The organism is Rudaea sp. 3F27F6 (assembly GCF_005503555.1).
GTDB lineage: Bacteria > Pseudomonadota > Gammaproteobacteria > Xanthomonadales > Rhodanobacteraceae > Rudaea.
This window is the reverse complement of record NZ_SCNG01000010.1, coordinates 1-11,998: the sequence shown is the minus strand read 5'-3', so window position 1 is coordinate 11,998 and position 11,998 is coordinate 1. Positions and strand designations below refer to the sequence as shown.

The 11,998-nt window shown below is 64.6% G+C and carries 11 protein-coding genes; 7 read left to right on the top strand and 4 right to left on the bottom strand.

Features of this window, described 5'->3' with window-relative positions; genetic code table 11:
- Positions 1-18: 18 nt before the first annotated feature.
- On the top strand, positions 19-825 hold the full coding sequence (locus FFS30_RS23555) for a methyltransferase domain-containing protein (protein ID WP_137915661.1): 807 nt from the start codon (positions 19-21) through the stop codon (positions 823-825).
- Between the two features lie 4 nt (positions 826-829).
- Here FFS30_RS23555 and FFS30_RS23550 read toward each other — a convergent pair whose 3' ends face one another.
- Together FFS30_RS23550 and FFS30_RS23545 are read right to left on the bottom strand one after the other, a co-directional pair.
- Positions 830-1,402, bottom strand: a complete 573-nt coding sequence (locus FFS30_RS23550; protein WP_137915660.1) for a PaaI family thioesterase — start codon at positions 1,400-1,402, stop codon at positions 830-832.
- Positions 1,403-1,421: 19 nt separating this feature from the next.
- The gene (locus FFS30_RS23545) at positions 1,422-1,889 is read right to left on the bottom strand and encodes a DUF3617 family protein (RefSeq protein ID WP_137915659.1); all 468 of its coding nucleotides are present in this window, start codon (positions 1,887-1,889) and stop codon (positions 1,422-1,424) included.
- 200 nt (positions 1,890-2,089) lie between these two features.
- Here FFS30_RS23545 and FFS30_RS23540 point away from each other — a divergent pair, with 200 nt between their 5' ends.
- From FFS30_RS23540 to FFS30_RS23515, 6 genes are all read left to right on the top strand, one after another.
- The gene (locus FFS30_RS23540) at positions 2,090-2,815 is read left to right on the top strand and encodes a DUF3348 domain-containing protein (RefSeq protein WP_137915658.1); all 726 of its coding nucleotides are present in this window, start codon (positions 2,090-2,092) and stop codon (positions 2,813-2,815) included.
- A 6-nt stretch (positions 2,816-2,821) separates the two neighbouring features.
- Positions 2,822-4,918, top strand: coding sequence for a DUF802 domain-containing protein (locus tag FFS30_RS23535; protein ID WP_137915657.1), 2,097 nt, complete (start codon positions 2,822-2,824; stop codon positions 4,916-4,918).
- On the top strand, positions 4,915-5,565 hold the full coding sequence (locus FFS30_RS23530; protein ID WP_137915656.1) for an OmpA family protein: 651 nt from the start codon (positions 4,915-4,917) through the stop codon (positions 5,563-5,565). The genes FFS30_RS23535 and FFS30_RS23530 overlap by 4 nt, the downstream gene beginning before the upstream one ends.
- Before the next feature lie 10 nt (positions 5,566-5,575).
- A complete protein-coding gene (locus FFS30_RS23525; RefSeq protein WP_212742573.1) occupies positions 5,576-6,220 on the top strand; it encodes a DUF2894 domain-containing protein in 645 nt (214 codons plus the stop codon).
- Between the two features lie 180 nt (positions 6,221-6,400).
- Entirely contained in the window at positions 6,401-6,862 is a 462-nt protein-coding gene (locus FFS30_RS23520; RefSeq protein WP_137915654.1) for a hypothetical protein, read from the top strand.
- A 264-nt stretch (positions 6,863-7,126) separates the two neighbouring features.
- The gene (locus FFS30_RS23515; protein ID WP_137915653.1) at positions 7,127-8,041 is read left to right on the top strand and encodes an alpha/beta fold hydrolase; all 915 of its coding nucleotides are present in this window, start codon (positions 7,127-7,129) and stop codon (positions 8,039-8,041) included.
- 255 nt (positions 8,042-8,296) lie between these two features.
- Here FFS30_RS23515 and FFS30_RS23510 read toward each other — a convergent pair whose 3' ends face one another.
- Positions 8,297-9,493 (bottom strand): acetyl-CoA C-acyltransferase, encoded by a 1,197-nt coding sequence (locus tag FFS30_RS23510; RefSeq protein WP_137915652.1) that lies wholly within the window; start codon positions 9,491-9,493, stop codon positions 8,297-8,299.
- Between the two features lie 98 nt (positions 9,494-9,591).
- A complete protein-coding gene (locus FFS30_RS23505) occupies positions 9,592-11,973 on the bottom strand; it encodes a 3-hydroxyacyl-CoA dehydrogenase/enoyl-CoA hydratase family protein (protein WP_137915651.1) in 2,382 nt (793 codons plus the stop codon).
- Positions 11,974-11,998: the final 25 nt, after the last annotated feature.

Below are 11,998 nucleotides of genomic sequence, written 5' to 3'. Positions count from 1 at the left end.
CGCTGCGGAACCCGCACGATGTCCGAGCAGATATCCGCGTTCTCACACGTCGATTCGGCCGCGCAGACGGGCGCGCTCGTGGAATTTCTCGACCGCACCGCGGCCGATCATTTCGGCGAGATCAACCGGCGTTCGTTCGACCTGCTGCACCTGCGCGACGGCGCGGCCGTGCTCGATGTCGGCTGCGGTACCGGCGACGACGTGCGCGCGATGCGCGCCGAAGTCGGCGCGCGCGGCTGCGCCACCGGCATCGACCTGAGCCGCCGCATGGTCGAGGAAGCGCTGGCGCGCGATTGCAATTCCACCTTCGCCTCGCGTTTCCTCGTCGGCGACGTGCGTTCACTTGCGTTCGCCGACGGCGCCTTCGACGCGTGCCGCATCTCTCGCGTGTTGCTGCATGTGGACGATCCCGAAACGGCGCTAGGCGAAGCCGCGAGAGTGGTGCGCAGCGGCGGCCGTATCGTCGCGGTCGAACCGGATTTCGATACTTTGACGCTCGCGCACCCCGACCGCGCGACGACGCGCGCGGTGCTTGATGCGTTCTGCGATTCGTTCGCCCACGGTGGCGTGGGCAAATGGCTGGCGATCTGGCTGCGCCGGCTCGGCATGAGTGAAATCCGCTGCGAGCCGCGCATCGTGCCGATCGACGCGGGCTTTCTGCGCAAGGGTTTCCAGATCGAACAGATGGCGAAGCGTGCATGCGAACTCGGTGCGATCGACGAAGAGCGCCGCGCCGGTTTTCTGCGCACGCTCGACGATCTCGCCGCGCGCGAAGAGTTCTTCTGCGCGGCAACGGTACTTCTGGTCAGCGCGACGCGGCCCTAGCTCGCTACGGCGACGGTTTCGCCGTGCCGTTCGAATCGAGAATCAGACAGGTCGTGGAGCAGTGCGCGTAGAGCCGCCCGGCCGCATCGACCAAGCGGCCTTCGGCTGTCGCCACGCGCGCGCCGGCGTGCACGATGTATCCGCTCGCGCGGACCGGCCCGGTACGGTCGGTCAGCTTGTGCACGAAATTCATCTTGAATTCCAGCGTGGTAAAGCCTTTGCCACCGGGCAGGGTCGACATCACCGCGCAGGCGACGCAGGAGTCGAGCAGGGTGGCGATCCAGCCGCCATGTACGCTGCCGATCGGGCTGTAGTAGTCGAACTTCGGCGTGCCTTGGAAGACCGCGCGCCCATGGTCGACGTCGATAAGAACGTAATCGGCAACTCGGCCGATCGGCGGAGGCGGCAGTTCACCGTCGAGAATCGCGCGCAGCAGGGCAATGCCGTCGTGCTGCTGCGCCAGTTCCGGCGGAATGATGCCTTCGTTCTTGTCGAGGCGTCGCCGTACGGCGGCTTCTTCCGTTTGCCAGCGTTCGAGCGTGGTCCGCTCGGCCGCTGTGTTCGATTGATCTTGCATGAGTTCAATCATCGGCAGGTCACTTCAGCGGCTTGACGTCGCCGCACTGCGCGGAGATCCAATGCGATTGCACGCTCAGATTCGTATCCATCGTGCGGCCGTTGATATTGCTGTGTTCTTCGGACGACATATGAAAATGCGTGGCGTCGTCGAAAACCAGCTCGCCTTTGCCATGCAGATCGAGGTTCGTGCCTTTGCAGGTCCATTCCGAGGACGCGCCGCGAGCGTCGTGCCTGAGATTCTGCACTTGGCAGCTCTTGTTGTTCTTGATCCGCGCGAGTACGCGGTCGAATTGATTGGCGTCGAGTTCTTCCTGGCTGAGGCAATTTTGTATCGTCACGGTGCGCGGCGCGGTGCCGCCGCGCGCGACGGTGCTCGTCTCTTCCCACAGCCCCGCCTTGATCGGCGTCTGCGCATGCGCCGAAGCGATAAAGGCCAACGCTGCAAAGGCGCCGCCCGTGATCGATACCCGTGACCCGATGTTCATCTACATTTCTCCGTTGCCGTACACTGCGACGGCATTCGCAAGCAAAAACGTCGTCTCTGGCGAAAACCGGACAAGTACAAAAGGCGGTGACCTTGGGCGGCAAACCTTCCGCGCTTGATCGAGGCGCAGCCGCGCGTCGAATCGACGGTCTCCGCTCCGGCGTCATCTGCATGTAAAATAACGGTCTTTTAGCCGGTAGCATGGTGCAAGCTCTTCAACGGACGGTCGTCCGTGGTCCGACGTTCATCCGCTTACTCGCGCGACTGACGGACGTCGCCCCCTCTCCACCCAGCCAATCGTTGCCGGACCGGCTAGGCCAGTGGCTCGACTGGACTCAGGCCATTGCGCTGTCGACCGCGCTCGACGGCAAGACGTCCACGCCGGATCCCGACCTGCCGATCTCCGACAACGTCGAGGAAAACGACTGCGCGCGCCTGCGGGCCACGTTGGTGCGCGCCATTGCCGACGTGCCCGAACTGGCCGACGCGGGGCAGAGCAGTGGTGAACGCGCGCGCGCCGGAGAAGCCGAGGCGAACGCGCAAGTCGACTACGCACTGTTTCGTCAGCGCTATGTCGAGCTGCAGCGCAAGATGTTGGTGGCGACGGGCAGCCTGCGCGGGCGTCTGCGCGACCGGCTTGCCCAAGGTTCGGGCGATATGCCGCGGCTCGCCGCGGTCGACGCCGCGATGGAGCTTGCCCTGAGCGCGCGCGAGCAGAAGCTGCTGAGCGCGGTGCCTGCCTTGCTCGGCGAGCACTTCGAGCGCCTGCGTACGGACGAACGCAAGGCGCCGGACGATACGGGCCCGGCGACGGGCGCATGGCTGGATGTGTTCCGTCGTGACATGCGCAACGTACTGCTGGCCGAACTGGATGTTCGTTTTCAACCGGTCGAGGGCCTGCTCGCAGCGCTCCGGCCCGCAAACTAGGAAGTCATGTTGAAAAATCTTGTTTATCTCGTGGTGTTCTTCGCCGGTCTCGCCGTCGTTTGCTGGATCGGCGCCGGCTATGTCGGCTCAAATCCGCTCGGTGCTGCCGCTGCTTTGTTGATCGGCGCCTGCTATCTCGCGGGCGCATTTGAGTTGTACCGCTATCGCCAAGCCACAGCTTCGCTGCAGCTTGCCGTCGCGGACCTGTCCGCGGCGCCACCGAGCCTCGATGCCTGGCTCGGCCGCCTGCATCCCAGCCTGCGCAACGCGGCGCGCCTGCGCATCGAGGGCGAGCGCGTGGCGCTGCCGTCGCCGTCGCTGACGCCGTATCTGGTCGGCCTGCTCGTGCTGCTCGGCATGCTTGGCACCCTGCTCGGCATGATGGCGACGCTCCGAGGCGCCGGGCTGGCGCTGGAAAATGCGACCGATCTGCAGGCTATGCGCGGATCGCTCGCCGCGCCGGTCAAGGGGCTGGCGTTTGCGTTCGGCACTTCGATCGCCGGTGTCGCGTGCTCGGCGATGCTCGGCCTGCTTTCCGCGCTGTGCCGACGCGAAAGGCTGCAGGCGGCGCAATCGCTCGACGCGAAGATCGCGACGACCTTGCGCATCTACTCGCAGAACCACCAGCGCGAAGAAGCCTTCAAACTCCTGCAGCGGCAGAGCGAATGGATGCCGACCTTGGTCGATCGCCTGCAGATGATGATGACGACGCTGGAACAGCAGAACATCGCGGTCGGCGAGCGCCAGCTCGCCGGTCAGGACGCCTTCCATATCCGCACCGAAGCGGCCTACGCGCGTCTCGCTACCTCGGTGGAGCAATCACTGAAGCAGAGCGTCGCTGAAAGCGGCCGCGTCGTCGGCATGGCGCTGCAGCCTGCCGTGGAAACCACCTTGGCCGGCCTCGCGCGCGAAACCGCATCGATGCACGATACCGTCACCCAGGCCGTGCGGCGGCAGTTGAGCGGCCTGTCGTCCGGTTTCGAGGCGAGCACCGCGACCGTCGCGCAGATATGGAACGAAGTGCTGGCGCAGCAGCGGCAATCGAACGAGACACTCAACCGGGATTTGCGCGATTCGCTCGAACGATTCGGCGAAACGTTCGACCAGCGCTCGGCCGGTCTCGTGGAAAGCGTTGCTTCGCGCCTCGACGCGGCGGCGGGCAGCGCGGCCGATGCGTGGAAAAACGCGCTATCGCTTCAGGAGGCCGCCAACGAGAATCTCGCGTCGCGCAATCAACAAGCCATGAGCGCGGCGGCGGCAACGTTCGAGGAACACGCCACCGCGCTGGTCCGCGTCGTGCACGAGTCGCATACGGGTTTGCAGGCAACACTGGAGTCGCGCGACAGCGAGCGCCTGGCGACGTGGACGGAAACGCTCGGCGCCACGACCGCCGAACTGAGCCGGCGCTGGGAGCAGGCCGGCGAACACACCGACGCCCGGCAGCGGGAAATCTGCGAGACGCTGGCACGCACCGCGCAAGATATCTCGGCGCAAACGCAGGCGCATGCCGGCGCAACGATCGCCGAGATTTCGCGTCTCGTGCAGGCCGCGTCGGAAGCTCCGAAGGCGGCCGCCGAGGTGGTCGCCGAGCTGCGCCAGAAACTCTCCGACAGCATGGTCCGCGACAACGCGATGCTGGAGGAGCGCAACCGTCTTCTCGCCACGCTGCAGACCTTGCTCGACGCGGTCAATCATGCGTCCACCGAGCAGCGAAGCGCGGTCGATGCGCTGATCACCACCTCGGCGGATCTGCTCGATCGCGTCGGCACGCGCTTCACCGACCATATCGAAGCCGAGACCGGCAAGCTCGGTGCGGTCGCCGCGCAAGTCACCGGCAGTGCGGTCGAAGTGGCGAGCCTCAGCGACGCGCTCGAAGCGGCGGTGCAACTGTTCGGCAAGTCGAACGGGGAATTGATCGAGCGTCTGCAGCAGGTCGCAACGGCGCTCGACGGCTCGCTTTCGCGCAGCGACGAGCAATTGGCCTACTACGTCGCCCAGGCCAGGGAAGTGATCGACCTGAGCGTGCTGTCGCAGAAGCACATCATCGAGGAGATACAGCAGCTCGCAGGGCGGCGCGCGGCGGCCGGGCTCGAAGCGGCATGAGCGACGAGATGGAGTTGGATGCGGAATCGGCGACGCCGATCTGGGCCGCCTTCGGCGATCTGATGTCGGTGCTGCTCGGCGCGTTCGTGCTGATTCTGGTCGGCATGATCGGCGCACAACTGCAGCTCTCGAACAAACTCGACGAAGAGGTCAAACAGAGACAGGCCGAAGCGCAGCGCCGCAAGACCTTGGAGCAGGCGTTGGCGGCTCCACTGGCGGCGGGCCGCGTGACGCTGGTCGACGGGCGTATCGGCATTCGCGGCAATGTGCTGTTCGCCCTGAACTCCGATCGGCTTCAGCCCGAAGGGCGCGAAGTATTGAAGAGCCTCGCTGGTCCGCTTGCGGACTATCTCAAATCGCGTGACGAGATGCTTATGGTCAGCGGCTTTACCGACGACCGGCAGATACGCGAAGGCAACCGCGAGTTCGCCGACAATTGGGAGCTGTCGGCTGAGCGCGCGCTGACGGTGACGCGCGCGCTGATTGCCGAAGGTGTCCCGGCGTCGTCGGTATTCGCCGCGGCGTTCGGTGCGGAACAGCCGGTCGGCTCGAACGCGAGCGACGAGGGGCGGGCAAAGAACCGGCGCGTGGAAATAGCGCCCATACCGAAGTCGTCGGCGGCAACCGCGACAGCGCATGAGCCATAACGGGCCAAGCGTGCGCGCGACGTTGAACGCGTGGCGCGAACGGCAGGCCGATCGCCTCGATCCCGTTCGCTTTCATTTCATCGAGGCGATGGAAAGGCGCGCGGCAAATCATGACGGCGATGTGCGGCGCATCCTCGACGACAAGCTGTGTGCATTGCTCGAGGCTTATGCGGACGATCTGGCAAAGGCGGAATCTGGCATCGCGAATGCCGTCGATTCGGCAACGGCGGAGTTGCCGGCGCGCGACAGCCTCGGCAGGCTGATCGACGATATTGCGCAGCGCGCAGTGCCGGGCGAGAACGCTCACGCTGTGGAGAATCCGCTTGTCGAGCCGTCCCGCTTTCCCGAACTGGAGGCGCTCGGCGAGTTCCGAAAAACCTGGTCCGCGCTTCATGCCGAAAGCCAATTGCAGAAGGCGCTGGCGCAGGTGCCCACGAACGCTGGTCCGCTCAACTCGGAGGCTCTCGTGCATCGGGCGATCGCCTTGATGCGCGAACTGTCGCCGGGTTATTTGCAGCAGTTCCTCGCGTACATCGACACGTTGTCCTGGATGGAACGCATAAATCCCACGAGTGCCGTCGCGGGCAGGGAAGTGTCCATCGCAGGCAATGCGAAAAAGCGCGTCCGCGACAAGCGTCCACGATCGGTGAAGTAAGACCGCGTGGATTTTTCTTCGCCGCGTCGCCGTTTCATATGAGCCGCACACAGCGCGGCTTTTGATCTGTCCATTTGCCGAGCCGCGGTTCGACAGCGGCGCGGCAAAAATATTTGCCGCCTCAGCGAGCCCTTTGGTGATTCCTTAGATGCCCACGTCCACCACTAGGGAAGAACCATCATGCGAAATCTTGCATTCCTTTGCTCCGGCCTGCTTGCGGCTGCGCCGTTGACCCTGCGTGCCAACGAAGCGCAAACCTACGAAGCCTTCATCGACTATGCTGGGCAAATCTGCCCGGGGCACTCCAAGGAGCGCACCACGCCCGGCATCCGCAACGTCAAGATCGAAGCACTGCAGGTGCTGGCCAAACGCGGCTACTTTCTCTGTCCCGACCGCCGCATCGAAAATCCGGGCGCCGTGGTGTGGTATGCCGATCCCGGCGTATTCGAGTGGAACCCCGAGTCGCCGGCCTCGGTAAAAGCCTTGCGCGAGATCACCGACAAACTCACGCGCAGCGAGGATTTTCCCAATGCCTTGACGGTATGGGACGCCGGCGGCAAGGAAATGAAGAATCAGACCGTGCCTGCGTTCGAGCCGCGCATGCCGCCGATGCGCGATCGTCTGCAATTGATCGTGCGCTGATCGCCGGTCGTTCGGATGCGGCGCGTTCGCGCCGCATCCGAACCTCTTCGTTGCAAAGCACGCCTGCACCGTGGCGTATCTCGGCGTACGCAGGCGCCGCAGGTGTCGCTGTGGAAAAGATGCGCGTGCCGGAAAACCGCGCCGGAGATTTCACGCCGGTTTATCCCGCTTTGGTCGGCTCCATCCTTGTTTCGTCTACGGTTCGTTGAGCGCCGCGGCTGCGCACGCTATTTGTTTGCGCTGGACAGAACGAGAGAGACCTAGATGCATCGCTACAGCGGATTTTTACTTTGTATAGTGTTGTCGGCATGTTCGTCGCTCTGCCGCGCGGCGGCGGAAGAACCGAACGTCACCTCGGAGGAGGTCAGCTTCGCCAGCGCCGGAGTCACTCTGGCCGGTACGCTCTTTCGTCCCGAGCACCCGGTTGCGGCCGTCGTCGTCGTGCATGGCTCCGGGCAGGAGAAGCGAATGAGCCGGTTCGCTGCGCTGCTCGCGAAGAACGGCATCGCTGCGCTGACGTACGACAAACGCGGAGTAGGGCAGTCGGGCGGCGTTTACGTGGGGCCGGAAGTCGGCAGCAACAACGTCGATCAGGCCAATCTCGCCTTGCTCGCGGCGGATGCGAATGCCGCGGTGGGGGTGTTGTCGGAGCGTCTTTCGGCCGATCCGCGACCGGTCGGTTTGCTGGGCTACAGCCAGGCCGGCTGGGTCATTCCGATTGCCGCGCAGAACAATCGTGCGGTGAAGTTCATGGTGCTGTTCAGCGGCCCCGTGGCCACGACTCGCGAGCAATTGCGTTTCCAGTTTTTTACCGAAGGCAACCCTGCTTTTTGGGACACGCATAGCGAAGCCGAGGCACGCAAACACATCAGCGGCGATGCGGATCGCTACGAGTTCGTCGATACGGACCCGCGCGATGCTCTCGCCAAACTGTCGATTCGAGGACTGTGGTTGTTCGGCGGCAAGGACGTGCAAGCGCCGGTGCAGCTTTCGATCGAGCGGCTCGACGCGCTCGACGCGCATGGCAAGCTCTACGAGCATCGGCTGTTTCCGACGCTGGGACACAACGTGGCGTTTGCCAAATCCGACGCGAGCGAAGCGGTCGTTGCCGAGGCGGTTCAATGGATCCAATCCGTCGCCGCCGAGCTGCCGCCGGGCGGCAACCGGCGGCATCGATAAAGGGGTGCGCACTTCCAGAAATTGAGGCTAAGACGCGCTGTCCGTCCTGCTCTTATTGATGCAGCGTGAGTACGTATGAATCCGTTCGGGCTGAGCGTAGCGCCAAAGGCGCGCAGTCGAAGCCCGTCGCAGCGGTACTTCGACTTCGCCGCTGCGCGGCTACGCTCAGTACGAACGGCTCAAACGTTATAGCGTCGGATCAATAATCGGAGCGGACGGTCGCACCGCCGCTCGATTCGATCCGGCGCTTCGATCTCAAACCGCTTCGAAGATCCCCGCCGCGCCCATGCCCGTGCCGATGCACATGGTCACCATGCCGTACTTCTGCTTGCGGCGCTTGAGGCCGTTGAGCAGGGTGGCGACGCGGATCGCGCCCGTGGCGCCAAGCGGGTGGCCGAGCGCGATCGCACCGCCGAGGGGGTTGATCTTGTCGGGGTTGAGGCCGAGGTCTTTGGTCACGGCCAGGGCCTGCGCGGCAAAGGCTTCGTTGAGTTCGATCCAGTCGAGATCGTCCTGCTTGATGCCGGCCTGCTTGAGCACCTTCGGAATCGCGGCCTTCGGACCGATGCCCATGATCTCGGGCGGCACGCCGGCGACGGAGAAGCCGACGAACTTGGCCAGCGGCGTGAGGCCGTAGTCCTTGATCGCCTGTTCGCTGGCGAGCAGGACTGCGCCGGCGCCGTCGGACATCTGCGAGGAATTACCCGCGGTCACCGTGCCATTGGCGCGGAACACGGTCTTGAGTTTGGCGAGTACGTCCACCGTCGTGCCGGCGCGTGGACCTTCGTCGTTCTTGATCGTGCGCGTGTCGTCGACCGTGCCGCGCGTAGCGAGGTTCGGGTAGTGATCGGCGAGCGCGTACGCGGCGATCTCGTCGTTGAATTCACCTGCGGCCTGCGCGGCGAGCGCCTTCGCATGGCTGGCCGCAGCGAACGTGTCCTGCTCTTCGCGCGAAACCTTCCATTGTTCGGCGACTTTCTCGGCGGTGATGCCCATGCCGTAGGCGATGCCGATGTGCTCGTTGGAGAAGATGCCCGGGTTGAACACGGGGTGGTAGCCCATCATCGGCACCATGCTCATCGACTCGGTACCGCCGGCGAGCATCAGGTCGGCTTCGCCGAGGCGGATGCGGTCGGCGGCCATCGCCACGGCCTGCAGGCCGGACGAGCAGAAGCGGTTGACGGTGACTGCAGCAACGACGTTGGGCAGGCCGGCGAGCAGCACGGCGATGCGCGCGACGTTCATGCCTTGCTCGGCTTCGGGCATCGCACAGCCGATGATGGCGTCGTCGATGCGCGACTTGTCGATCTGCGGAAACTTCGCCAGCGTCGCGTTGATCGCGAAAGCGAGCATGTCGTCCGGGCGCGTGTTGCGGAACACGCCGCGCGGGGCTTTGCCGACCGGCGTGCGCTGGGCGGCGACGATGTAGGCGTCTTGGATTTGGCGGGTCATATCGTTCTCTCTCGTAGATTTGTGAGTGAGCGGTGAGCGGACGAGCAGTGAGCGGAAAGAGCTTTTTGTCCGCTCACCGCTCACCGCTATACGGCTCACTAGTTCCTGAGCGGCTTGCCGGTCTTCAAGGTCGCCACGATGCGTTCCTGGGTCTTCTGCGTCTGCGCGAGGGCGACGAAGTGCTTGCGCTCGAGGTCGAGCAGCCACTGTTCGTCGACCTGCGACCCGCGTTCGATCTGGCCGCCGCAGAGCGTGTCGGCGATGCGGCTGGCGATGTCGAGGTCGTGCTCCGAGATGAAGCGGCCTTCGAGCATATTGACCAGCGAAGCCTTGAACGTCGCCGTGCCGACGTCGCCGGCGACGGTGATCTGCCGGTCGTAGAGCGGCGGGCGATAGCCCGATTCGGCCAAGGCGCGCGCTTCGTTCAGGGCGACGTAGAGCAGTTCGTCCGCATGGAAGACGACGACGTCGTCCTGGCGCAGCAGGCCGAGTTCTTTCGCTTCGAGCGCGCTCGCCGACACTCTCGCCATCGCCACGGTCTGGAAGGTGTTCTTCAACTGAGTGAACACGTCGCCTTCGATTGCGCGACGCGACGCGCGCAGGGCCAGCTCCTTGAGACCGCCGCCGGCCGGCAGCAGGCCGACGCCGGCTTCGACCAGGCCGATGTAGCTTTCCAGCGCCGCGACTGTGCGCGCGCTGTGCATCTGGAACTCGCAGCCGCCGCCGAGGGCGAGGCCGCGCACCGCAGTCACCACCGGCACGAGCGAATGCTTGATGCGCATGCTGGTCTGCTGGAAGCGATCGACGAAGGCCTCGAAGTCCGCGACCTTGCCCGACTGCAGCAGGGCGACCGCGCCGGCCAGATCGGCACCGGCACTGAACGGCTCGGAATCCTGCCAGATCACCAGACCCTTGAAGTTCTTCTCGGCCTCGTCGATGGCGCGATTGACGGCGTCGATGACGCCGGGGCCCAGCGTGTGCATTTTCGACTTGAACGAAATCACGGCGATATCGCCGGCGCCGATCGTCCACAGGCGTGCGTCGTCGGTCTCGAACACGGTGGTGCCGCGATCGACCTTCGCGCCGATCGTGGTCTGCGGGAAGATCTGGCGCGCGTAGACCGGCTGACTCGAACGCGGCAGGTATTTGTCCTGCGCCGGGCTGTACGAGGCGCCGTCCGGCGTATGCACTCCGATGCGCTTCGGGTCGGCCGCCCAGGCCGGCAGCGGCGTGCTGCTCATGGTCTTGCCCGTGGCAATGTCTTCGTTGATCCACTGGGCGACCTGTGCCCAGCCCGCGGCCTGCCAGGTCTCGAACGGGCCGAGCTGCCAGCCGTAGCCCCAGCGCATGGCGAAGTCAATGTCGCGCGCGGTATCGGCGATGTCGGCGAGGTGCACGGCCGAGTAGTGGAACAGGTCGCGATGGATGCTCCAGAGGAACTGCGCCTGCGGATCGCTCGACGCGCGCAGCTTGGCGAATTTCTCGGCCGGGTTCTTGAGTTTGAGGATCGCGGCGACTTCCTCGCTGACTTTGCCGGTCTGCGCCACGTAATCGGCCTTGGCCGGATCAAGGACGAGGATGTCCTTGCCGACCTTGCGGAAGAATCCCGCGCCGGTCTTCTGGCCGAGCGCGCCCTTGGCAATCAGTGCGGCGAGCACGGCCGGCGTCTTGAAGTAGTCGTGCCACGGATCGTTCGGCAGGGTGTCGTCCATCGTCTTGATGACGTGGCCCATCGTGTCGAGGCCGACCACGTCGGCGGTGCGGTACGTCGCGCTCTTCGGATGGCCGATCGCCGGGCCGGTCAGTGCATCGACCGTGTCGTAGCCGAGCTTGAACGCATCGGTGTGGTGGACGGTCGAGAGGATCGAGAACACGCCGATGCGGTTGCCGATGAAGTTCGGCGTGTCCTTGGCGTAGACCACGCCTTTGCCGAGCGTCGTGGTCAGGAAGGCCTCGAGCCCGGCGAGCACGCCGGGCGATGTCTTCGCACACGGAATCAATTCGGCCAGATGCATATAGCGTGGCGGATTGAAGAAGTGCACGCCGCAGAAACGCTCATGCAAATGTTCGCTAAGAACATCCGCCAAACTATTGATACTCAAACCGGAAGTGTTGCTCGCGAGCACCGCGTTTTCAGTCACGTACGGGGCGATTTTTGCGTAGAGATCGCGCTTCCAGTCGAGCTTTTCGGCGATCGCCTCGATGATCAGGTCGCAGCCCTTGAGCAGCTCCAAGTCGCTGCCGTAGTTGGCCGGCACAATCGCGCCGGCGCGGGTTTTGTCCGCGAGCGGGGCGGGCGAAAGCTTCTTCAGATTGTCGATGGCCTTGAGCACGATGCCGTTGGCGTCGCCGTCCTTGGCCGGCAGGTCGAACAAGACCGTGTCGACACCGGCGTTCACGAGGTGCGCGGCGATCTGCGCGCCCATGACTCCGGCACCGAGTACGGCCGCTTTGCGGATGCGTAGGGGAGAATTGCTCATAAATCCTCGGGGGTTGGGGCTTGGG

Bases quoted from the DNA above. Each gene is read 5' to 3' on its own strand.
- FFS30_RS23555 (WP_137915661.1), top strand. From the start codon at position 19: ATGTCCGAGCAGATATCCGCGTTCTCACACGTCGATTCGGCCGCGCAG.
- FFS30_RS23550 (WP_137915660.1), bottom strand. From the start codon at position 1,402: ATGCAAGATCAATCGAACACAGCGGCCGAGCGGACCACGCTCGAACGC.
- FFS30_RS23545 (WP_137915659.1), bottom strand. From the start codon at position 1,889: ATGAACATCGGGTCACGGGTATCGATCACGGGCGGCGCCTTTGCAGCG.
- FFS30_RS23540 (WP_137915658.1), top strand. From the start codon at position 2,090: ATGGTGCAAGCTCTTCAACGGACGGTCGTCCGTGGTCCGACGTTCATC.
- FFS30_RS23535 (WP_137915657.1), top strand. From the start codon at position 2,822: ATGTTGAAAAATCTTGTTTATCTCGTGGTGTTCTTCGCCGGTCTCGCC.
- FFS30_RS23530 (WP_137915656.1), top strand. From the start codon at position 4,915: ATGAGCGACGAGATGGAGTTGGATGCGGAATCGGCGACGCCGATCTGG.
- FFS30_RS23520 (WP_137915654.1), top strand. From the start codon at position 6,401: ATGCGAAATCTTGCATTCCTTTGCTCCGGCCTGCTTGCGGCTGCGCCG.
- FFS30_RS23515 (WP_137915653.1), top strand. From the start codon at position 7,127: ATGCATCGCTACAGCGGATTTTTACTTTGTATAGTGTTGTCGGCATGT.
- FFS30_RS23510 (WP_137915652.1), bottom strand. From the start codon at position 9,493: ATGACCCGCCAAATCCAAGACGCCTACATCGTCGCCGCCCAGCGCACG.
- FFS30_RS23505 (WP_137915651.1), bottom strand. From the start codon at position 11,973: ATGAGCAATTCTCCCCTACGCATCCGCAAAGCGGCCGTACTCGGTGCC.